Annotated in this window: 17 protein-coding genes and 1 pseudogene; 2 read left to right on the top strand and 16 right to left on the bottom strand. The window is 62.4% G+C overall.

Features of this window, described 5'->3' with window-relative positions:
* Positions 1–26: 26 nt before the first annotated feature.
* From QFZ94_RS35475 to QFZ94_RS35415, 13 genes and pseudogenes are all read right to left on the bottom strand, one after another.
* The gene (locus tag QFZ94_RS35475; RefSeq protein WP_429462749.1) at positions 27–935 is read right to left on the bottom strand and encodes an SMP-30/gluconolactonase/LRE family protein; all 909 of its coding nucleotides are present in this window, start codon (positions 933–935) and stop codon (positions 27–29) included.
* A 57-nt stretch (positions 936–992) separates the two neighbouring features.
* A complete protein-coding gene (locus QFZ94_RS35470) occupies positions 993–1,979 on the bottom strand; it encodes an ABC transporter permease (RefSeq protein ID WP_429462748.1) in 987 nt (328 codons plus the stop codon).
* Positions 1,976–2,941: an ABC transporter permease gene (locus QFZ94_RS35465; protein WP_152853071.1), complete on the bottom strand. Its 966-nt coding sequence runs from the start codon at positions 2,939–2,941 to the stop codon at positions 1,976–1,978. Before QFZ94_RS35465 ends, QFZ94_RS35470 begins: the two co-directional genes overlap by 4 nt.
* On the bottom strand, positions 2,938–4,419 hold the full coding sequence (locus QFZ94_RS35460) for a sugar ABC transporter ATP-binding protein (RefSeq protein WP_429462747.1): 1,482 nt from the start codon (positions 4,417–4,419) through the stop codon (positions 2,938–2,940). Before QFZ94_RS35460 ends, QFZ94_RS35465 begins: the two co-directional genes overlap by 4 nt.
* A gap of 70 nt (positions 4,420–4,489) precedes the next feature.
* Complete coding sequence (locus tag QFZ94_RS35455) at positions 4,490–5,524, bottom strand: ABC transporter substrate-binding protein (protein WP_429462746.1); 1,035 nt, start codon at positions 5,522–5,524, stop codon at positions 4,490–4,492.
* A gap of 540 nt (positions 5,525–6,064) precedes the next feature.
* Entirely contained in the window at positions 6,065–7,525 is a 1,461-nt protein-coding gene (gene xylB / locus QFZ94_RS35450; RefSeq protein WP_429462745.1) for a xylulokinase, read from the bottom strand.
* 47 nt (positions 7,526–7,572) lie between these two features.
* Positions 7,573–8,466, bottom strand: a complete 894-nt coding sequence (locus tag QFZ94_RS35445) for an AraC family transcriptional regulator (protein WP_410850932.1) — start codon at positions 8,464–8,466, stop codon at positions 7,573–7,575.
* 54 nt (positions 8,467–8,520) lie between these two features.
* A complete protein-coding gene (locus QFZ94_RS35440; protein WP_410850933.1) occupies positions 8,521–9,690 on the bottom strand; it encodes an ABC transporter ATP-binding protein in 1,170 nt (389 codons plus the stop codon).
* A gap of 3 nt (positions 9,691–9,693) precedes the next feature.
* A complete protein-coding gene (locus QFZ94_RS35435; RefSeq protein ID WP_368584250.1) occupies positions 9,694–10,728 on the bottom strand; it encodes an NAD(P)-dependent alcohol dehydrogenase in 1,035 nt (344 codons plus the stop codon).
* Between the two features lie 10 nt (positions 10,729–10,738).
* Entirely contained in the window at positions 10,739–11,551 is an 813-nt protein-coding gene (locus QFZ94_RS35430) for a carbohydrate ABC transporter permease (protein ID WP_410850935.1), read from the bottom strand.
* Complete coding sequence (locus QFZ94_RS35425; protein WP_184129560.1) at positions 11,539–12,417, bottom strand: carbohydrate ABC transporter permease; 879 nt, start codon at positions 12,415–12,417, stop codon at positions 11,539–11,541. The genes QFZ94_RS35430 and QFZ94_RS35425 overlap by 13 nt, the downstream gene beginning before the upstream one ends.
* 95 nt (positions 12,418–12,512) lie before the next feature.
* Positions 12,513–13,784: pseudogene (locus QFZ94_RS35420) on the bottom strand (ABC transporter substrate-binding protein).
* Between the two features lie 539 nt (positions 13,785–14,323).
* Positions 14,324–14,752, bottom strand: coding sequence for a DUF4331 family protein (locus QFZ94_RS35415; RefSeq protein ID WP_429462744.1), 429 nt, complete (start codon positions 14,750–14,752; stop codon positions 14,324–14,326).
* Between the two features lie 237 nt (positions 14,753–14,989).
* On the opposite strand from QFZ94_RS35415, the gene QFZ94_RS35410 reads away from it, so the two are divergent.
* On the top strand, positions 14,990–16,225 hold the full coding sequence (locus QFZ94_RS35410) for an IS110 family transposase (protein ID WP_429459802.1): 1,236 nt from the start codon (positions 14,990–14,992) through the stop codon (positions 16,223–16,225).
* On the opposite strand, the gene QFZ94_RS35405 is transcribed toward QFZ94_RS35410, so the two are convergent.
* Genes QFZ94_RS35405 through QFZ94_RS35395 form a run of 3 tightly spaced genes read right to left on the bottom strand, consistent with a single transcriptional unit; the run spans position 16,144 to position 19,642 of the window.
* A complete protein-coding gene (locus tag QFZ94_RS35405) occupies positions 16,144–17,316 on the bottom strand; it encodes a DUF4331 domain-containing protein (protein WP_429462743.1) in 1,173 nt (390 codons plus the stop codon). The genes QFZ94_RS35410 and QFZ94_RS35405 overlap by 82 nt on opposite strands.
* Positions 17,317–17,333: 17 nt before the next feature.
* On the bottom strand, positions 17,334–18,533 hold the full coding sequence (locus QFZ94_RS35400; RefSeq protein ID WP_429462742.1) for a HupE/UreJ family protein: 1,200 nt from the start codon (positions 18,531–18,533) through the stop codon (positions 17,334–17,336).
* Entirely contained in the window at positions 18,470–19,642 is a 1,173-nt protein-coding gene (locus tag QFZ94_RS35395) for a tetratricopeptide repeat protein (protein WP_429462741.1), read from the bottom strand. Before QFZ94_RS35395 ends, QFZ94_RS35400 begins: the two co-directional genes overlap by 64 nt.
* 1,043 nt (positions 19,643–20,685) lie before the next feature.
* Between QFZ94_RS35395 and QFZ94_RS35390 the strand changes: the two genes are divergently transcribed.
* A complete protein-coding gene (locus QFZ94_RS35390; RefSeq protein WP_429462740.1) occupies positions 20,686–21,255 on the top strand; it encodes a hypothetical protein in 570 nt (189 codons plus the stop codon).
* Positions 21,256–21,494: the final 239 nt, after the last annotated feature.

Raw genomic sequence — 21,494 nt, 5'->3', positions numbered from 1 at the left:
TCCGGTTGTTTTGATGGTGTAACGCTTCAACGCTCCGCGCCGCGCACCCCGACGTAAAGCGAATAAATCGACGAGGTCGCCGCGATGAACAAGCAATTGCGGTTGATTCCGCCGAACGTGAGGTTTGCGACTACCTCGGGAATGAGGATCTTACCGAGCAGCGTGCCGTCCGGCGCATAGCAGTGCACGCCGTCTTCCGCGCTGGTCCACACGTTGCCGTGCTCGTCGACGCGCATGCCGTCCGGGACGCCGCTTTTCATCCCGACCAGCACCCGTCCATTGCGCAAACGTCCGTCGCCCGCCACGTCGAACACACGGATATGACGCGGCGCGTCGTCGTCGTGCGACGCGGCGGAATCCGCGATATAGAGCCGCGATTCGTCCGGCGAGAATGCGAGACCGTTCGGCTTCACGAACTCGTCGCTGACGAGTTCCACTCGTGCGCTGTCCGCCGACACACGATAAACGTTGCACCGGCCGATCTCGCTCTCAGCGCGATACCCTTCGTAGTCGCTCAGGATTCCGTAGTCCGGGTCTGTGAACCAGATGTTGCCGCTCGAATCGACGACGACATCGTTCGGTGAATTGAGCCGCTTGCCTTCATAGTGCGACGCGAGCACGGTCACGCTGCCGTCGTGTTCGGTGCGCGTCACGCGCCGCGTGCCGTGCTCGCAGGTGACGAGCCGGCCTTCGCGGTCGCGCGTGTTGCCATTGCTGTAGTTCGACGGCGCGCGAAACACGCCGACGCCCATGCCCGGCGCCCAGCGCAGCATCCGGTTGTTCGGTATGTCGCTCCAGACGAGCAGGTCGGTCGCCGGGAAATACACCGGTCCTTCGGCCCACAGGCTCTGATCGGTGACGCGCGCCAGGAACGCGTTGGGCTGAAGCAGCCGCCTGAAACGCGAGTCATGCACTTCGTAGTCGCTGGATTTCATGTCCCCTCTCGTTTTTTGTGGAGATTCGAAAAGCAGTTCATGCGGGTTCGCGCGGCTTCACCGCACGGTCTTTCCGCCGGCCGCGACCGTCACCGCGACGATCAGCACGCCGTAGACGATCGCGCGCACGCCCGCGTCGGCGCCGAGCGCATTGAGCGCGGCGTTGGTGAGGTACAGGAACATCGACGCGCCCCACACGCCGACGATCGTCGCCTTGCCTCCGGCGACCAGCGTGCCGCCGATCACGACCACGGCGATCGAGATCAGCATGTACTCGACACCCATGTCGAGCGACGCGCCGCCCGAAGTCGCCGCGAGCAGCAGCGCGGTGAGCGCGGCGATCATCGAGCACAACGCGTACGCGACGCAGCGCGTGCGGTGCACGTCGACTCCGGCGAGCCACGCGGCCCGCGCGTTCTGCCCGATCGCCGAAAGCCTGCGGCCATACACCGCGCGATGCAACAGCACCGCGAGCGCCGCCGACAGCGCGAGCGCAAAAAGCGCGATGTACGGCACGCCGACGAACCGGCCGGTCGCGAACGCGCCGAGCGCGGGCGGCGGCGGCAGCAGCTGCCGGCCTTGCGTGATCGCGATCGACTGGATGATGAAGCTCGACGACAGCGTCGCGATGATCGGCGGAATGCGCAGCAACCGGATCAGCAAATAATTCGCGAGGCCCACCGCGACGCCGACGCCGAGCGCGGCTGCGACGCCGAGGGCGACGCGCGCGTCCGATCCGCCCATCACGTGCATGCCGATCACGCCGGCGAGGGCGATCGTCGACGGCACCGAGAGGTCGATGTTGCCGACACCCGACGTGATCACGAGCATCTGTCCGAGACCGACCAACACCATGAACACGCCGTACGTGAGCGCCGTTTGCGCGACGTTGCTGGCGATGCCGAAGCCGAACACGCCGACGATGCCGAACCACACCAGCACCGCGCCGACGAACGACCACGCCCACGGCGCCTGAAGTTCCCTCAAGCGCGTGAAGACGCCGTCGCCGGCACCGATCGCGCTGTCCGAAGTCTGCGATTTCATTGACGCTCCCCGCGTTGAAGCAGCACGCGCAGCGACAGCACGATGATCAGAATCGCTCCTTGCATGCCGACCTGCCAGTCAGCCGAAATGTTGAGGAAGGCGAGGAACGATGCCGCAAGCGTCAGCGTTATCGCGCCGAGCACGGCACCGATCACCGACACGCGTCCGCCGATGAATTCGCCGCCGCCCAGGATCACCGCCGCGATCGACAGCAGCGTGTAGCGCAGCGCGAGATTCGCGTCGGCGGAGGTCGTGAGGCCGAGCAACGACAGCCCAGACAGCACGCCGAAGATGCCCGCGATCCCGTACAGCGTCGCCTTGCTGCGCACGAGCGACCAGCCGAAGCGACGCATCGCGCGGGGATTGCCGCCGGCGCCGCGAATCCGCACGCCGGCCGAGGTGCGCATAAGCAGCACATGGCCGATGATCGCGATCACCACCGACCACACGATCGGCGCCGCGATCAACGGCGTCTGGTAGTTCATTGCGGTGCCGAGCCAGCCGGGGCTCGTGCCGCCAGGCGAAGGCAGCAGCACGATCGCGAGGCCGCTCCACACGAACGAAAGCCCGAGCGTCACGACGATCGACGGGATTTGCCGCAGCTCGATCAGCGCGCCGACGGCCGCATACGCCAGCACGCAGCCGACCAGCGCGAGCACGCCGAGCCAGGGCTCTTTCGCGAGCAGCGTCGCGCCGATGCACGCGACCAGGCTCACGAACGAACCGATCGACAGGTCGAGATCGTTGACGGTGATGATCGCGAGCTGCGCGAGCGTCGCGAGCACGATCGGCACCGCGAGATTGAGCAGCAGGCTGCTGCCGAAGTAGCTCATCACCGCAGGCTGCATGATCACGATCGGCACCAGCACCGCGATCAGCGAGATCGCCGGAAGCAGTGCGCGCAGGCGCGCCTGAGTGTTTTGGACAGTGAAGCGTTCGACTGTAAAGCGCGCGGGCGTCATGCGGCCTGCTCCTCGAAGCTCGCCGCAAGCAGCGCTTCTTCCGTGCATTGGTCGGCAGAGAGCACACGCGTGACCGCGGCGGAGCGGAATACATACGTGCGGTCGCAATGCGACAGCTCTTCGTTTTCGGTCGTGTACCAGATGAAGGTGCGGCCCTTGTGCGCTTCGTCGTGCACGAGCTGATAGATATCGCGCTTCGTGCCGACGTCGACGCCGCGCGTGGGATCGTCCATCAGGATCAACTCCGCGTCCGACGCGAGCGCGCGCGCGAACAGCACCTTCTGCTGATTGCCGCCGGACAGCGACAGAATGCCCGCGTTCATCGGCGCGCCGCGTATGCCGATCTTCGTGCGCCACGCTTCGACGAGCGCGCGCGCCGCGGTGCGATCAACCAGACCTCGCCGCGCTTTCGCGCCGCCGAGTAGCCACCGCAGATCCAGATTCTGCGCAATCGACCAGACCGGAAACACGCCGTCGCGGCCGCGGTCGCCCGCGACGAACGCGGCCTTCACGCGGGCGGCGCCGTGACGCGTCGCGGCCTCGTAGATCGCGAGCAGCGCCTCCGTCTGCCCTTGTCCGGCGAGTCCCGCAAAGCCGACGATCTCGCCGCGCGATGCCTCTATCGACGTGCGCTTATGTGCGCCGACGTTCCAGCGGAACGCGCGTTCGCCGCCGCGCGCGTTGCTCGAGCGCGCGGCCGTGGGGGTCTTGTCCGCTTCGAGCTGCTGGCCCATCGCCTGGATGATCGCCGCGCGGCTCGACGCCTCGCGCGGCAACACGCCGACGATGCCGCCGTCGCGCATCACGGCCACGCGATCCGCGACACGCTCGATCTCGCCGAGCATGTGCGTGATCAGTACGCACGTGATACCGCGTTGCGCGGCGCGTCGCACGAACGCGAGCAATTGATCGGCGGTATGCGCGTCGAGCGATGAGGTCGGCTCGTCGAGAATCACGAGCCGCACCGGTGTGTCTGTCACCGTGAAGCCGCGCGCGATCTCCACCATCTGCTGTTGCGTGAGCGTCAGGTCGGAAACCAGCTCGTTGCCCTTGAGCCCATTGCCGGGGAAGATTTCATCGAGTTTCTCGCGCATCAGCGCGGTCGCCTCGCGGCGCCAGCCGCGCCCGCGCAATTGCGGATGCACGATCGTCATGTTCTCGGCGACCGTCAGGTTCGCGCACAGCGACAACTCCTGGAACACGCAGCGCACGCCCGCATCGCGCGCGGCGTTCGCGTCGTAATGCGGCGCGGGCTGGCCGTCGACGACGATGCGCCCCTGCGTCGGCGGATAGACGCCGGCCAGCACCGCCATCAGCGTGGACTTGCCGGCGCCGTTGTGTCCCGCGATCCCGACGCATTCTCCGCGCTGGAACGCGAAGTCGATGTCGGCGAGCGCGCGTACCCGGCCGAAGACCTTGCCGATGCCTTCGAAGCGAATCAGCGCGCGCTGCTGCTCGTTGCTTGATGTTGCTCCCATTCACATGCCTCCATGCCTGGCGACGCGAACTGCCTGCTCGAATTGCTTGCTGGGATGTGACCGGACGCGCTTACTTCTTGTCGAGCAAGGCCACGGTCTGCGGTAACGTGTAGGTCACGTCGGCGAGCCCGCCGGGCGGCGTCGCTGCGAGCTTCGCCGGCAATTCCTGTTCGGAGATTGCGAGCAGCGGCACGTTGATCGTTACGTCCTTCGGAATGTGCTTGCCGGCGAGCACCTGCTGCGCGACCCAGAACGCGAACGACACAGCGCCCGGCGGGTTCGACAGCGAGCGCGACTGGTAACCGGTCTTCGCCTGCTCGTTCCACCACTGGAGTTCCGGGTAGGTGCTGCCGATGATCATCGGCGGCGTGGGTCGATTGGCTGCCTTGAACGCCTGCGCGATGCCGAACGACATCTCGCCTTCGGTCGCGACGCCATCGACTTGCGGCAGCGTCGGAAGAATGCCCGCGACGGCCTTCTGCGCGACCGACTGCGTCCAGTCGCCGTTCACCGAGCCGACGAGCTTCAGGCCCGGATGCTTCTTCAGCCCTTCGAGCACGCCTTCATGCATCAGGTTGTCGACGGAGATGCCGGCCACGCCCCGCACTTCCAGGACGTTGCCTTTGCCGTTCAAGCGGGTCGCCAGGTAGTCGACGCCCTGTTCGGCCCAGCCCTTGAAATCAAAATTGATGCGATACGCGCACGGCTCGTCGACCACACCGTCGAACGACACGACGACGATGCCCGCCGCGCATGCCTTCTTGATCGTACCGTTGAGTGCGGTGGGCGACACGGCGTCGATCACGATCGCGTTGTAGCCTTGCAGGACCAGGTTTTGCACCTGCTGCGCCTGCTCGGTCACCTGGTTTTCAGCGGTCGTGAACGCGGGCGCGGCGGCGATCTTCTTGTCGCTCACCGCCTGTTGCGCGACCGTGTTCCAGCTCTTGAGCATCGACTGGCGCCACGCGTTGCCCGCGAAGCTGTTGGATAGCGCGATTTTCTTTTGCGACGTATCGCCGATGGCGACCTGTGCGTGCGCCGCGCTGCCGACCATGCACGCTGCGAGCACGAGCGCGGCCCTGACATCGATTCCTCTACGGAACATTCTGTCGTCTCCTATGGTTTTTCTTCGCGACATGACGCGGCTTCACTGGCAGTGCGCCGCTATCGGTCTGTATTGATCGCTGCAGCGGTCAGGCCAATTATTCTGGTCAGGCCAATTGATCGCGGAGCCAGTATAGCGACTGGTTTTGGCGCGTGCAATGCGGTTGGTTACCGGTAACGAATTTAGGACCGAATCAGCGCGGAGACGACAAAGAGCCATCGCTTTGAAGCGGAAAAGAGAAATTGCACCATGAAAGGCAAACCGCGAACGTCGTCGACATAGCCGAATTGCTGTCGGAGTCCCGCGCTGCTGGGCTTGGAAGGACAAGACACCGGTCCACAAGGCCGTCGTGGCGGACACAACCACGCCCCGGCACAGAAGAAAGAACTAGGGAAGTGTGACCGGAAACGCCTGCCACCATGGCCAGCCGATCCTCTCGAGCTACGTCGAGTCGGCTGTCAACCAGGTGGTCAGCAAGCGTTTCGTGAAGCGGCAGCGGATGGCCAGGCGAACGCTTCGCGCCTGATGTCCTCCAGCCGGTCAGGTACGAAACTCGGATTTCAATGCCTGATAAAGCCGCCGATACCGTGCGAACCGGTCTCCCAGCACGCTCCGAAGCGCCGGGTCGGGTTCATATCTTTCAACGACGGCCGGCGTTTTGACCACGGCAGCAAGTGTTTCCCGTTCACATGCAAGACGAGCGAGGCGACCTGCTCCAAGTGCCGCGCCGAGTTCGCTGCCTTCATTCCGATTGAGTTCGAAGCCCAGTGCGGAAGCACAGAGTTTCCCCCAGAATGCGCTGCGCGAGCCACCGCCCACAAACGAGGCGGCGCTCAGCGTCGTTCCCGCAGCCTGCAACGCGGCGTATCCATCCGCCATCGCGAACGCGACACCTTCCATCACGCTGTAGGCGAGATGCTGAGCACCGTGCGCTGACGTCATGCCATAGAAGATGCCCTTTGCAGTGGCATCGTTGTGCGGCGTGCGTTCTCCGTTCAAATAGGGCAGAAAAATAGGCGCTGTGGCGCTTTGTCCCGAAGGTGCGATCTCGATCAGTTCGGCAACGCTGCTCTTAAGCAAACCGGACAGCCAGTGCAGGCTCGCCGCTGCGCTGAGGATCACGCTCATCTGATGCCATTGCTGCGGCACGCAATGGCAAAACGCATGGACCGCCTGCCCCGGGTTCGGTGCATAGCCGTCGGTCGCGGCGAAAAGCACGCCTGATGTCCCCAGCGACAGAAACGCATCGCCCGGCCGGGCAACACCAATGCCAATTGCGCTCGCGGCGTTGTCACCTGCGCCGCCACAAACCGTCACGCTGCCGTCGAGGCTCCACTCGCGCTGAAGTTCTCCCCGCAGTTGGGCTGCAGGCTCGCTGCCTTCAACCAGCCGAGGCATGTTCTCCCTCGACATACCGATCGCGGAGAGCATGCGGTCCGACCAGTCCCGTTTCGCGACGTGGAGCCAGAGGGTTCCCGAGGCGTCGGACATGTCGGAGGTAAACTCGCCAGTCAGGCGCCACGCAATGTAGTCCTTCGGAAGCAGCACCTTGTGCACGGCACGAAAGACAGCGGGCTCGTACTTCGAGAGCCAAAGCAGCTTGGGCGCCGTGAAGCCCGGCATGGCCTGATTCCCGGTGATACTGCGGGAATCGGGCACGAGCGCCTCGAGCTCCACGCACTCGGCGTATGCGCGTGTGTCATTCCAGAGGATCGCCGGACGCAGAACATTGCCACTGCGATCGACTAGCGTTGCACCGTGCATCTGGCCGGAGAGGCCGATACCGCGCAGTGCCCCGAACACGCGAGGGTGCTCGGCGCGGATTGCCGCTATGGCGTCGAGCGTGGCGTTCCACCAGTCCTGAGGGCTTTGCTCCGACCAGAGGGGGTGAGGATTGTCGACACGCAGTCCAGCCCGGCTGCTGGCGATGACGTTCGAGTCGGCATCGGTGAGCACTACCTTCACCTCGGACGTACCGAGGTCGATTCCCAGATAACTCAAGGTGTATTCCCAACGGTGAGTAGGCGGCCGCGCCGCCTGGCATGGTCTCAGGCCGCAGCCTTGTGTTCGCGTGACGGAGCGTCGTTGAGTCGGTGCAACGCGCGAAACCTCGAAGGCGGAATCCCTTTTTGCGTGAGAAACTGCCGGTTGAAGTTTGATACGTTATTGAACCCAACGCGGTAGCAGATCTCGGTCACTCCGAGATCCGAACACATGAGCAGCTCACAGGCTTCATTCAGGCGCAGCCGATTCTGATACTGGATGAACGTGCAGCCGGTGTGACGTTTGAAGAAACGCGTAAAACTGCTGACGCTCATGCCCGCCATTTCTGCGACGTCGACTTCGCGCAGGTTTCCGGCGAGATTCTGCTGGATATAAGACAGTACCTGGTTGATGGTCGACGACATATAGCGCTGCGCACTGACGTTGTACGCCGGTCCGGCGAGCAGCTTCCTGCTGCTGCAGGCGATTAACTGATCGAAGATCGACATCAGCAGCATGACGCGTCGCGCACCGTGCGCACCGGAGAGTTCCTGCATGACAGGGGCGATCGCGAGGCCGAGTGCGTCCGGAAACTGCATGCCTTGCGACGCCTGGTCAATCAGCGCCATCACAGGACTGAGTTCGGCAAAAGCCGCGACCATCCTGTCGACGGCATCGCGTGAGAACTGCAGCACGAGGTCGCGGGACGGCACGCTGGCACCGCCGTCGCTGTCCGTCACCCAGTTATGCGGCAGATTCGGGCCAGTCAACACGATATTGCCGGGTTGGAAGTCCCCTATGTGGTCCCCCACAAAGAACTTCCCCGAGGAGGCACGGATCACGTGCACTTCGTATTCCGGGTGGAAGTGCCATTTCGCGACCGTATGCGGATAGTCGTGCACCCAGGCGCGAAAGGACTCGTCCTGACGGGTATGGACCAATTCGAGATCCGGATTCATTGTTCTCGCCTCCACAGCAACTCTCACTTCGCGTGACATGCGCGCGCTTGCACGCTAATGTACTCCGAGGCCGGACGCCGCGTGCAGGCGCGCGGCGGGTAGGGGCGCCGCCGCCTCATCTGCCGGCTCGAGCGAAACATTTTCTCCGGTCGCGACGTCGAAAACATGCAGATCCCGTTCGTGGAACGCGAGCTTGACGTGATCTCCGGTATGAGGCGCGGCACTCGCCGGAACCAGTGCGGTTACACGTTCACCCGAGCAGTCAACGGTAATGAGCGCTTCCGCGCCCAACACTTCAACGAGCTCCGCCGCACCGTTGAGCACGAGATCTCCGTCCGTTGTCCCGGATTCTGGAATCCGTACGAAATTAGGCCGGACTGCCAGTTTGATCGTCTGCCCGTCCTGCAAGCGCCGAAAACGGTTCGCGCGTAGCTGCCAGTGACCGGCGGCAGACGAGACAGTCACTCGCTCGCCTGTGCATTGCACGGAGCCATCGAGAAAGTTCATCGCGGGCGTGCCGATAAAACCCGCGCCAAAAATCGTGCGCGGATACCGGTAAAGCTCGGTCGGCGTGCCTTCCTGCTCGATGTGACCGCCTCGCATCAGAATGACGCGGTCGGCTAGCGTCATCGCCTCGAGTTGGTCGTGCGTCACGTAGACGGTGGTCGTTTTGAGGCGCTGATGCAAGCGCTTGATGTCAGTGCGCAACTGTGCCCGCAGCTTGGCGTCGAGGTTCGACAACGGCTCGTCGAACAGGAAGACAGAGGGCGTCTTGATCATCGCCCGGGCGATGGCGGCGCGCTGCTGCTGGCCACCCGACATGGCGCGCGGCTTGCGTTCGAGCAGGGCGTCCAGATTCAGCAGGGCCGCCACTTCGCGCACGCGGCGGTCGATCTCCGCCTTGGGCGTTTTGAGGCGCCGCAGGCCGAAGGCAATGTTCTCGTACACGCTCATGTGCGGATACAGAGCATAGTTCTGAAACACCATTGCAACATTGCGCTCGCGTGCAGGCACATCGTTCACTACCCGGCCGCCAATCGACAGGCTGCCTCCGGAGATTTCCTCCAGCCCCGCGATCATGCGCAGCATCGTCGATTTGCCGCATCCCGACGGCCCCAGCAGCACGACGAACTCGCCTTCGTCGATGTGCAGGTCGAGAGGATGCAACACCGGCTGCCCCCCGTCGTACTGCTTCGTCAGTCCTTCGCAGACAATATTCGCCATGATTCAGTCCATTTCGATCTGGATCTTCACGTCCTCGGGCCGACCGGCTGCGGCTTCCTCGAACGCCTTGATGCCTTCTGAAAAGGCGAATTTGCGGGAGATGAATGGATCGACGTCGATCATTCCCGAACTGATCAGGGCCAGCGCCCGCGGGAAAATATTCGCGTAGCGGAACACGGATTCGAGCCGGATTTCCTTCGCTTGCATGGCTACCACGTCCAGCGCGACCGGGCCTGGCGGCATGCCCACCAGCACCGCGCAACCGCCCGGACACACCAGATCCAGCAGTGTTTCGAAGACCTTCGCGTTGCCCGACGCTTCGAACACGACATCGGCGCCCCAGTCTTCGGTCACCCGACGCACCACGTCGACGAGCGATTGCTCGGCGGCATTCACGGTGGTCACCGCGGGATTGCCGGCGAAATGGCGCAATTTCTCTTTCACGACGTCTGCCAGGATCACGCGCGACGCGCCGCCCGCGAGCGCCGCCAGTGCCGTCATTGCGCCGATGGTGCCGGCGCCGATCACGACCGCCACGTCGCCGGGCTTCATGGCGGCCTTCGTGGCCGCTTGCAGTCCGATCGACAGCGGCTCGACGATCGCCCCTTGCGCGAACGAAACATTGTCGGGCAGGCGGTAGGTGAACGCGGCTGGGTGAACCACGTAGGGTGTCAGGCAGCCATGCACCGGCGGAGTGGCCCAGAATCGCACAGCAGGGTCCAGGTTATAGAGTCCGCGCATGGTCGCACGCGAGTCGAACTGCGGCACTCCGGGTTCCATGCAAACCCGGTCGCCTACCTTCAGGTGGCCCACCTCGCTACCCACCTCGACGATCGTGCCCGATGCTTCATGACCGAGCACCATAGGTTGCTCGACCTTGAACGGCCCAATCCGGCCGTGCGTGAAGTAGTGCACGTCACTCCCGCACACGCCAACGGTATGAATGCGGACCTTGACGTCGCGCGGCCCGACGGCGAGCGGCAAATCGATGTCCCGCAGGCTCAGGCGTCGAGCTTCTTCCAGTACAAGTGCCTTCACGACATTCTCCTCATTTTCCTTTGAGCATTGAGTTCAGCAAGCGGATCAGCACGCCCACGAAGATGATCGGTGGCAGCGCGAGCAGGACCGTCGACGCATTGATCACGCCCCACGGCACTTCCTGTCCGAGCGACGTAAAGGCAGACGCCACGACGGGCAGGGTGGCGCTGCGCGAGGACGTCAATGCGAGGCCTATCATCAGTTCGTTCCAGACCAGCACGAAACTGAATATGATGCCGCCCAGCAGCGTGTTGCCACAGGTCGGCAACGCAATGCGCCAGAACACCGCGTAAGGTCCATAGCCGTCGAGCGTGGCGGCCTCTTCGATCTCGCGCGGCATACGCTGGAATACGGGTATCGACAGCCATGTGATGGTGGACAACGTCGTCAGCAGATAGGTGACTATCATCGAGAAACGCGTGTCATACAGACCCAGGTCTACCCAGATCGCAATGAGTGGAATCGCGATTGCCACGGGCGGCAGGAAACGCAGCGACAACAGAAAGAACTGGATGTCGCGTTTTGCGGGAACGTGAAAACGCGCGATCACATAGGCCGCCGGCACGCCGAGCAGCGTGCCCAGCACGACCGCGGTGCCCACGATCACGGAACTGTTCTCCAGCGCGATCAGCACCTCCGGGCTTGAAATGACCTGCCGGTAATTGTCCAGAGTCGGCGTAAAGATGAAACGCGGCGTAGGTGTGACGATATCGAGCAGGTTTTTCAGCGAATTGAGGACCGCCCAAAGGACGGGAAACACCGCCACCACGGCGAGCGCCACGCCAAACAACAGGATCGTACTGCGGGAGATCAGTCTTCCCATTTGTTCACCCGCTTCCAGATCAGCGTGAAAATCAAGGTTGTTGCGGCCATCATCAACACCGCCATGCTCGATGCGTACGACACCTTTCCCGCGAGACCGATCCCCTGGGAGTACGCATACAGGTCCAGCGTTTCGGTGGAGACGCCCGGGCCGCCTTTGGTCATTACGTAAATCAGGTCGAACGAGCGCAGCGATTCCACCATCTTGATGAACACGAGACTCATGATCGGCGCCTTGAGCATCGGCAGCGCGATGTACGCGTAGACCTGCCAGGTGCTCGCATAGTCGAGCCGTGCCGCTTCGAGCGGCTCGGGCGGCAGCGTTTCGAGCAGCTTTAGCACGACCACCGAGAAGAACAGCCCCCATTGCCAGACATCGACCAGCGCGACCGCATAGAGCGCGAGCCCCGGATCGGAGAGAAAGGCCGTGTTCGTAAAACCGAACAGACCGACCAGCCAGCTGAGGATGCCGTTGAGCGGCGAGTACATGAACTTCCAGATAAACGCCGCGGAAACGCGTGGCAACAGCACGGGAATGATCAACAAAACACTGATGGCATTGCGCAACCGGCCGTGCACGTGCTCGAACAGATAAATTGCAACGACGATGCCGAGCGCGACCGCACCGAGCACCGTGACAATCTCCCAGATCACTGAAACTTCAATGGAGTTGATAAAGCGCCGGTCGGCGGCAAGGCGCACGAAATTGCGAAACCACACCAGTTCGCTATCCGGGTAGCGCAGCACGCGATTCCTGAGCGCGAGGTTGATTGCCGCGACGGTCGGGACGAATCCCAGCACCGCCATCGCAACGAGAGGCGGTACAAGAAACACGAACGGAAGGCTAGTCTTTCCGCGATTGAACATTCAGATCTCCAGCATCGAACCACTCAGGAGCGTCTGCTGCCGCTCCCGTTCGCAGAGGGGATTCGCGCGCCTCGCGTTCATCCCCGTGCTGCTGCTCACTTGCGCGCATGCTCCATGGCATCCTGCGCGTACTGGGTCGAATCGTTCAGCGCACCCTGAATGTCCTTTTGGGTGCCCGTAAAGATCTCCTCGAGCGCCACGCCGAGGTTGTCGCCGATATCCGGCCATTGCGGGCTTGGCCAGAACGTGACCTTCGACACCGGCGTCGTATCCTTCAATCCGGCGAGGATCTGCGGCTTGACGTGCTTCTGGAAGTAGTCGCTTTCGATCGTGCTGGTGCGGTTGTAGTCGCTGAATACGTTCTCGCGCAAACGCGCCTGCTCCTGTTCCTTGCTCGTTGCCCACGCGATGAACTTGCCTGCGGCCTGCCGGCTGCATTCGTCCTTCGCGCCAACCGCGGAAATGGCCAGGCCATGCCCGTAAGCAGCGGAGGGCAGCGGTGCCGGCGGCCGGACGTAGCCGACCTTGTCAGCGACACTCGACTTGGTGGGGTCTTCCATCCAGTCGGCGAACGGAGTTGACTCGATCATGAACGCCACCTTGCCGGAGCGGAATGCCTCGAGTGCGTTGCTCCAGTCGTAGGTGGTCGAGCCGGGAGGTGCGTACTTGAAGAGGTCCGTGTAAAGCTGCGTGGCCTTGACGGCGGACGGCGAATTGAACGCGGGTTGCTGCTCCTTGTCGGTCCATGTTCCGCCTTCAGCCAGCATGAACGGAGCCCAGCGCCAGACGTTCATTCCAGAGCCGCGCTGGCCTCGCGCAACCCAACCGTAGAGGTTCGGCGGCGCGTTCAGCTTCTTGATGTCGGCAACCAGTTCGTCGAGCGTGCGCGGCACGGGCATGTGTGCCTTGTCGAGAATATCCCGGCGATAAAAGAGGAAATCGGAACCGCCAATCAGCGGCGCGAAATACGCGACGCCCTTGTAGCTCGCTACGGCGCGGCGTCCGGGGAGGAAATCGTTGTAATCGGCATCCTTGGGGTAGTACTTCAGCAAGGGCACGATCCAGCCCGCTGTCGCGAACTCGGAGACGTTTGCTTCATCCACGTAATAGACCTGGTAGGACCCAGCGCCGGTCGATGCGTCGAGCCGTCATTTCGCGCGGCGGTCGTTCTCTCCGAAATAGCTGATTTCGATCTTCGTGCCGGTCTTCTTCTGGTAGTCCGGCAAGGACTTTTCCATCACGGTCAGGCCGAGACTCTTCTGCGCAAGCACTTTGAGGACTGGGACGTCGCACGTTTGCGCGACCGACACGATCGGCACGCTCGCGCTCAGCAGTGCACACAGTGTGCAATAGGGGAACCTTTTCACCGCTGTCTCCTTGTAGGTTTTCGTTCGAATCCGCGTTATCGGGCGGCGAGTTTTGCCTGCCGGCAGATAGCGAGCACAAGTTAGCACCTAGCCGGAGTGCCATCCACACCAAAACGGGGCAGTTTGTCTGTACTTTTTGCTCAGTTTTTGTGTGCAGCGCAAAATTTTGTGTCGGTCCGTTCAGCGGAAAACCCGCTTGTATGCGTCCTGAGCTGCCGAGAGGCCGATCTGACGCGTCTGCTGCAAATCGCGCCAGCGAATCGGTTAGCGTTTTGAACTGAACGAATAGAAGAGTCGGCGATGAGTAAGCCGAAGAGCCTGGAGCAACTTTTCGCCGACCGTCACGGCGCTCGTTGGAACGGCCGGTGTGGACTTGCCCGGCCGCGGTCAATTGTGGGCCAGCGCGAACTCGCCGCGCGCACGATCTTCCAGATCACAGTGCCTGCCAGATCTCTCTGCTTAAGTATTGGTGATGTTTTGTGCAATTGTCGACCGCCGCGAACACCTTATGCCGGATCGCGGCGGACCTCGATCACCATTCAGCAGGAATTGGCACCCGCTTCACCGCAGTCGATGTGGCGGCGATTTCTCCCTGCGTGCGGTGTCGGCAGGTAGGGGAAGATCGTATAGATGCCGTTCGCGGTCAAGTTGCTGCCTTCGGCACCGATGTTGAAGTTCACGCCATCACCCAGCAACAGATTGCCCGTCGGCGCGCCTGTCAGGCGGCCCGCAACGACCCTCAGTGCGATATCGGTCACGTCGTCATTCGGGCGCCGCCCATTGGGCCAGCCGGCGTTGTCCCCAGCAAGAACGGAGAGGCGACGCTGCTGCGCAGGTGGTGTCGGAGAAACACCCAGATCGAGCCGCAGAAGTTCCGAGCAATCGCGTGCGCCGCACGTCCCAGTCTGCGGTTGGGACGGATACTTGAGAAGCACGTTGACCAAATCGGTCCGGTTAGTAACCGGCATGATATAGCCGGTGCCTCGCGTTCCCGCGCCCAGCGGTTTGAGCGTATGGTGTGACCATCCGGGACAGGGGCACTGGGGAGCACTTCGGGTGGGCAGGCCGTTGTTACATGATGAGCCGCGAGCTCGTGTTAGTAGTTGGCCGCCCCTGCGACCCGCCCGGTTGCGCTGTGAGCGCGAATCCGTAGTTGTCGTGCTGCCCCACCGGCTCCCAACAGTGATCTGATACGGGAGACGGTTATGCGAATCGTGGGATTTGATGTTTCGCGCTCCGTGGCCGAGATCGCGTACCTGGAGAATGGCCTGATGCATGCCGGCGGCCGTACCGGGTTGCGACGCGACCAGCTGGAACGCTTTGCCGAGAACCTACGTGCCACCGATCACGTGGTGCTCGAGGCAACCGGCAACACTGCCGCCATCGTCAACGTGCTCCGCCGTCACGTCGCGCGTGTGGCGATTGCGAATCCGCTGCAAGTCCGGCTGATCGCCGAAGCCCGCGTCAAAACGGACAAGATCGATGCGGCCGTGCTGGCACAACTGTATGCAAGCGGCTTTCTGCCGGAAGTCTGGATGCCAGACGAGCGCACGCTGGCGTTGCGTCGGCAGATCTCGCGCCGTTCGCAGCTGGTGCGGCAACGCACGCGGCTGAAGAACGAGGTTCACGCCGTGCTGGCGGCGCATCTGATCGAGCGGTGTCCTGCCACCGATCTGTTTGGCAGGAAGGGGCGTGCATGGCTCAGCGTTCAACCGCTGCCGCTGGATGAACGCCTGGGCATCGAGCAGCGACTGCGCGAACTGGACCGCCTCGGCGAAGATCTGCGTGAGGTGGAGCAGGCACTCGCGCAAGCGACCATCGACGACGCGCGACTACGCGTGATGCTGACGATTACCGGCGTCAATACCACGGTGGCGATCGGGCTGCTATCGGCCATCGGCGACATCGAGCGGTTTCCGAATCCGGAGAAGCTGGTGAGCTACTTCGGGCTCAATCCGTCGGTCTATCAATCCGGCCCAACACCGGCCAGGCACGGCCACATCACCAAGCGCGGCCGCTCTTACGCACGGGCGATGCTGGTCGAGGCTGCCTGGGGCGCCACGCAGGCGCCCGGGCCACTGCGCGCCTTCTTCCTGCGCGTGCGCGATCGCCGCGGCCAACAAATTGCCGTCGTAGCGACCGCTCGCAAGCTCGCCGTGATCGTCTGGTATGTGATGACACGTGGCGAACCGTTCGCGTGGGATCGTCCCGCGTTAACCGCGCACAAGCTGCGCGCGCTGGAACTGCAGGCTGGAATGCCGGCGCAGCATGGCTCGCGCAAAGGTTCGGCTGCCGCCTACAGTCTGAAGAGCGTCCGCCAGCAGGAGCGAGCCATGGCCGAGCAGTCCGAGCGAACCTATCAGAGACTGTTTAACCGATGGAAGCAGTCGCGCCCCAAATCAGACAGCGCGCCGATACGGTGGCCGGAAGCGCGGACATAGCGAACGAGCGAAGTACGGCGTGAGGGCTTGTGTATTTCATCCGTCGTGGGAATCGTCAAGCCGAACCGCAGGTTGAGTGCAGTCGCCAGCCTTGAGTTGAGATAGAAACCCAGGAAGTGCGCTTCGTCGTCCGGATCGGTCGCATTCCATTTGTCTTTCGTGTCGGTCCCAATGATCAATTCGTTGACGAGTGGATTGCCCATGCGGGACACCTGCACCCAACGTCCGGCTCTGTCGTCATCGCGGTCCATTCCGCGGCCTTCCCGACGCAATGTGGACACGTACGCGCCGATTACGGCATTGGGTTTGGACGTCACCGTGCTGATTGGCACTTCGATCGCAATGGAGCTGATGTTGAAGCCGGAGAACGTGTCATTGCCAAAAGGATTCACGTGATCGTTGGCATCCTCCGCCGGTGTCAACACGGGTGGCGTGCGGCGCAGATTGACAGTGTCGAACACTGCCCCCAGGTCGATGTAGAACGTCTCACCGCGCTGGCCGGCAAAGACCTTGCCGCCGTTCGCCAGCAAGTAGATACCCTGTGCGGCCAGGGCTTCGTAATTGGGCATCGTTAGCGGTCCCACGTTGGACGGGACCGCGAACATCGTCTGGGTACCCAGATTGGTGCGCTCGCCGTGACGCACTTGCGTCACCGTGTAGCTCTGGCGCAGGATCAGACCGTCCGAGCCCGGGCCGTCGAGCGCAGTGATCGGCGGTAGCGCGGCATATGACAGCGGCAGCTGTTGGTTCGCCAGATCCCCGCGCAATTCGGTCTTGAAGCGGATTTCATAGACGAGGTCGTCGGCCCTGCCGTTGCCATTGGTGTCGACGTTGATGCGATAAATCACGTCATCGCCGAAATTGAAATAGTTCGGCCCGGCGTCAGGGTCCTGCATGGGAATCACGTTCAAAATGAAAACGACGTTGTTAGGGTTCGTCCAACTCCGGAACATGTAAAAGTCGGTGTTGTCGGCGGTCGGGTCGTTCGCAATCAGGGGGGCCTCGCGGTGACTGGCAGCGAGTGTTCCACTGCTCCAAAGCGCCGCGGCGCAAAGCGCGACGGCTGCCATGATGCGGGCAACAGATCTCATGGTGTTCTCCTTCAAGGTTATAACGGGGCGGCCAACGAGCCAAATATGGCAACGTTAAGTGCGCGCTCGACTAGCCAGATCATGGCGATGGTCGCGGTCACCGCTGAGCCGCCGGCAAGTACCACGCGCCGGTATGTCCAGGTTGCCCGCAACGAGAACGCCAGTGGCAGATAAGCGAATACGATGGCGAGTTGTCCTGCTTCGACGCCAAGATTGAATCCCGCGAGCGACAACGCAAGCGAACCTGCCGGCAAGCCGAGGTCGTGCAACGCGCCTGCAAAACCCAATCCGTGCAGCAGGCCGAAACCGAACGCCGCCATCCAGCGTCCGTTCGTCACGTGCGGAAACAGGTTATTTAGCGCCGCCAGCACTACCGACAAGGCGATGCCCGATTCAACGAGCCGCGAAGGCAGCACGACGATCGATAGCGCCGCCAGCGTGAGTGTGATCGAGTGCGCCACCGTAAATGCGGTCACAACCTTGGTGACATCGACGAGTGCCTGGCGAAACGATGCGCCCGGCTGCCATGCACGCCCCTCACGAATCAGCACCGCAGGCAGCAGCAGCGAGAGCAGGAACAGGATGTGGTCGTATCCGGTCCAGATGTGCCATACGCCTTCGTTCAGATATATCGCGAACTGCGTCAACGGCCCGCCGGTATCGGTACCGACAATGCGGTGCGGCGCGTCAGCGCTAAATATGACGCTTCGGCTCTGGCCATTCTCGACGAAGTTGAGAAGTCCCCGATGCTGGGGATCAAGGCCTTCGAACAGCCGGTAATCAATAGAAAGCGTTGGGCTCGCCCGCGGACATTGTCCTGTGAACGTCAGCACTGCGTAGGTGCCATCAGTGTGCGAGTCGATCAGTTGCCCAGCCGGTTCGAGCGCACAAAGTTTGCCAGCAGAGGACACCTTGAGGTGTGCAAGCGCATATGCCGCGATATCGCGCTTTCGCGCACGTACTTCTCCCCACGTGATGTCCCCGTCGCCGTTCTCATCGAGCCCAAGCGCGTTGTCGAGATCGCGTAGCGCGATATCCCACTGACCGCGCAGCGCTTGCCCGCTGCGCTCAAGCGTGAGGTAGGCGTCGCTTGCCTTATGCGCAAACGCGGGCGCTATCAGCAATGCGAGCATTAAGGCGAGGAGGACCCGTTTCATTGCCGTACCTGCAGCAGCGTGGCGATCGCCACATCTTCGAGATGCATTGCGGCGACCCAATCGGATGCGTTCTTTAGGGCATCAGCATCGCCGGCCGCGCGCGCGGCTTCGATCAGAATCCGCAGGTCGGACGGCTCGCGTTGGACCAACCAGTTTTCGCGCGCGAGAATGAGTGCCGCTTTGGCGTCATGTTCCACTGTGAGACGAAAGCGCGCCTCCTCCCTGCGATGCACGCTATCCCCGCGGCGACGCGCAGCGTCAAAGCGCGCCGAAAGATCCTCACGGTGCGCAGCGAATGACTCGCGCAATTCCGGCAGCTGTTGCTCGGCCAGCACTAAACGAAGCAGCAGCATGTCGTTTTTTGCAGCATCACGCAAAAGTGGCAACAACTCTCGCGGACGACCGCGATCTAGCAGAAAATCGGCGTATGCCCCCTGCAGATAAGCGTCATGCGGGTCGAGCGCAAGTGCGTCGCGGAAATGTCGCTCGGCTGCATCGAAGTCGCCGCGGCGAGCGGCAATTTCCGCGGCGAGCGTCAACGCCCACTCGCGCAGATCGAGGCTGCCGGCACCTTGCGCAAGCACCTGCACGAGCGCCCCGTATGCGCTCGCTGCGTTGCCGGTCAGGCTCGCCGGTGTCGCATCGCACCCCATGACGACGATGGGTGCAACGAGTCCCCTCAGTTGCTCGCAATCGTGCCGCGCGTCCGCGTAGCGCCCGCGCACGCTGAGCACTGTGGCGCGCGTCAGTCGCGCCTGCGCGAGCGCTGGATGCGCGGCCAGCAACCTATCCAGATCGGCAAGCGAGCCTTCGAAATCATGCTGGCTTTGCTTGAGCGTCGCGCGCAGCAATAACGCGGTCGGCGGCACATCCTCCGCGTCCCACCACGGCGCCAGCGCGGCCTGCGCCTGGCCGAAGAAGCGCGGATCGCCCAGCCTGCACCCCGCTTCGAGAGCGCGACGCACGACGGACACTGCGAGGTTGAGATCGCGCGGGTTCATCATCAGCGTCGCGCGCATGCGCTTCAGTTGCGCAAGCGCCGGATCGTTTTTCTCTGGAAGGTGTTCGAGCACCACGCCGTCGCTTTCGGGTACATACGGTTTCGCCCAACTCTCGCCTGAGAGCAGGACAAGCGCGGCTACCAACGGTACGAATCGCCAACCCGACATCGACCTTCCCCTTCTGCATTGGGATATACGCGAAAGGTCCCGATCCGGATGCAGTCTGCGGTCACTGTTTCTTCCAGCGTCTTGCTTTTGGCTGCGCAATTTGGGCGTCCGCCACGTCAGCGTGGTTCAGCATGACGGGTTAGCCAGAAGTAAAGCCGGTTTCGCTTGACGTCGATGTTGGTCGCACCGGGTCAATCACAGCCTGCTACGCCGCCTGCGCGGGAGAGTGAAGAGCGAAATAATTAATGTCGATCGCGTGAGGATGTCTGCGCTATACAGCCGCTCTACCTTCAATTAGATTCGTCTGTAACGCTCTGCACATAGCGCACGCGCGAATGAGCCTTTTCGGGGTTCGAGTTGCATTTTTGGCTTTCCGGTTCGATTTGTAGGCGACTTCTCAATCACATTCAACGCTTAAGATCTGTCATGAACCGTCAATACAACGATGTCCTAAGCCACAGCGTGGGGGCAGCGCCGTCAAATTGGCGGCGTTACCTTGCTACGTCTCAATCAGCCGTTGTGAACAAGGAGCTTAATAACGCGCTTCATGCTGGAGGCAAGTACGTACAGACTCATCTCTGTGTTAACTCGCACCGTCGCCATCATATTTGCAGCGACGACCGGAGTTCGCGGCACTCCGACCGACGATGCCCTGTCGGTGCTCGGCGACCCGCGTACGGCGGGGGGCCTTAGCTCTTAGCCCAACGAGAAAAAAGGACGTTCACAGACCGCAGGCCCGATCGATGTCCCGCCTGATTTGTGCCATCGGCGGTAGTCAACCTTCCGGGTCGAATGTTCCGAGCGGGTCGGTGCTGAAGTTCGCTTGATGGCTTCAACTATTGAATCACCTGGATAAACTGACCCTGCCGGACAGATTTTCGTTCCGGAATAACCCAGCTTGCTGCATCGTTTAATCGTGAGGCAACACGTCATCGGCCGCGCGTTTTTTCGTGGCGGTTTGAATTTGTGAAGCACGCCGATGTGCCGGGCGACGCCGACGACTTCGCGCGTCGAAACGTCGGCGATACATGCAAGAGTCCATCATGGACAAGATACTTGGCTTTGGGGCGTTACTCGTCTACGTCAGCTTTTCTGCCCCCGCGTTCGCGCAAGCATATGACGGCTTACCCATACAGGCCAACAGCACCAATTGCCGCGCGGTCGCCGGTCAGGCGAACATCGACGGTTCGATGCAACAGATCATCGGGCGCGCGTGCCTGCAAAGTGACGGGACATGGCAGTTCGAGCAGAGTCCCGATGGCGGGGCGTTGTGGTATTCGGTTGCCGCCTACCCATATCCTGACCCGTGGTGGTGGGGGCCGCCGATTTTCATCGGCGCGGGTGTGAGCTTCATCTTCGTCGATCGTTTCCATCACTTCCACCACTTCCGTCATTTCCATCAACTGGATCACAACCACTTCGGCAACCCGGTGGGCGCGGGCTTTCACCGCGGACCTTTCCCGAGCGGCGGCATTCGTGGCTTCGGCGGCGTTCGAGCGTCCAGTGGCATGCGCGGCTTCGGCGGCATGCAAGCGTCCGGCGGCATGCGTGGCTTCGGCGGCATGCAAGCGCCCAGCGGCATGCGCGGCTTCGGTGGCATGCGACGGCGCTAGCCCGACCCGCACGGCAATTCTGTAGGGTAGTTTCTTGCCCAGACCCTCTGCATCAACATTGATCACCAAAACTTCGTGCCGGCGTTCCCGGCCACGTGCCCCAGCATCGTTGCTGTTGTAGTGGCGTCAGCGGGGGGCCTCCCATTAGGGCGCCGGGTTCCATGTCGTTCGGACAGTCGCCTCCGAGTGCGACGAGTGACCGTTTGCAGATTCTGAGCCGCTGTCCGAATGTCCGACCG

This window comes from Paraburkholderia sp. JPY465 (genome assembly GCF_050436725.1).
GTDB lineage: Bacteria > Pseudomonadota > Gammaproteobacteria > Burkholderiales > Burkholderiaceae > Paraburkholderia > Paraburkholderia youngii.
Note: the sequence above shows the minus strand (reverse complement) of the source record. Positions and strands in the feature narration are given on the sequence as shown.

Bases quoted from the DNA above. Each gene is read 5' to 3' on its own strand.
- QFZ94_RS35425 (WP_184129560.1), bottom strand. From the start codon at position 12,417: ATGTTCAATCGCGGAAAGACTAGCCTTCCGTTCGTGTTTCTTGTACCG.
- QFZ94_RS35395 (WP_429462741.1), bottom strand. From the start codon at position 19,642: ATGTCGGGTTGGCGATTCGTACCGTTGGTAGCCGCGCTTGTCCTGCTC.
- QFZ94_RS35455 (WP_429462746.1), bottom strand. From the start codon at position 5,524: ATGTTCCGTAGAGGAATCGATGTCAGGGCCGCGCTCGTGCTCGCAGCG.
- QFZ94_RS35415 (WP_429462744.1), bottom strand. From the start codon at position 14,752: ATGCCGGTTACTAACCGGACCGATTTGGTCAACGTGCTTCTCAAGTAT.
- QFZ94_RS35405 (WP_429462743.1), bottom strand. From the start codon at position 17,316: ATGAGATCTGTTGCCCGCATCATGGCAGCCGTCGCGCTTTGCGCCGCG.
- QFZ94_RS35440 (WP_410850933.1), bottom strand. From the start codon at position 9,690: ATGGCGAATATTGTCTGCGAAGGACTGACGAAGCAGTACGACGGGGGG.
- QFZ94_RS35460 (WP_429462747.1), bottom strand. From the start codon at position 4,419: ATGGGAGCAACATCAAGCAACGAGCAGCAGCGCGCGCTGATTCGCTTC.
- QFZ94_RS35430 (WP_410850935.1), bottom strand. From the start codon at position 11,551: ATGGGAAGACTGATCTCCCGCAGTACGATCCTGTTGTTTGGCGTGGCG.
- QFZ94_RS35465 (WP_152853071.1), bottom strand. From the start codon at position 2,941: ATGACGCCCGCGCGCTTTACAGTCGAACGCTTCACTGTCCAAAACACT.
- QFZ94_RS35475 (WP_429462749.1), bottom strand. From the start codon at position 935: ATGAAATCCAGCGACTACGAAGTGCATGACTCGCGTTTCAGGCGGCTG.
- QFZ94_RS35445 (WP_410850932.1), bottom strand. From the start codon at position 8,466: ATGAATCCGGATCTCGAATTGGTCCATACCCGTCAGGACGAGTCCTTT.
- QFZ94_RS35390 (WP_429462740.1), top strand. From the start codon at position 20,686: ATGGACAAGATACTTGGCTTTGGGGCGTTACTCGTCTACGTCAGCTTT.
- QFZ94_RS35470 (WP_429462748.1), bottom strand. From the start codon at position 1,979: ATGAAATCGCAGACTTCGGACAGCGCGATCGGTGCCGGCGACGGCGTC.
- QFZ94_RS35410 (WP_429459802.1), top strand. From the start codon at position 14,990: ATGCGAATCGTGGGATTTGATGTTTCGCGCTCCGTGGCCGAGATCGCG.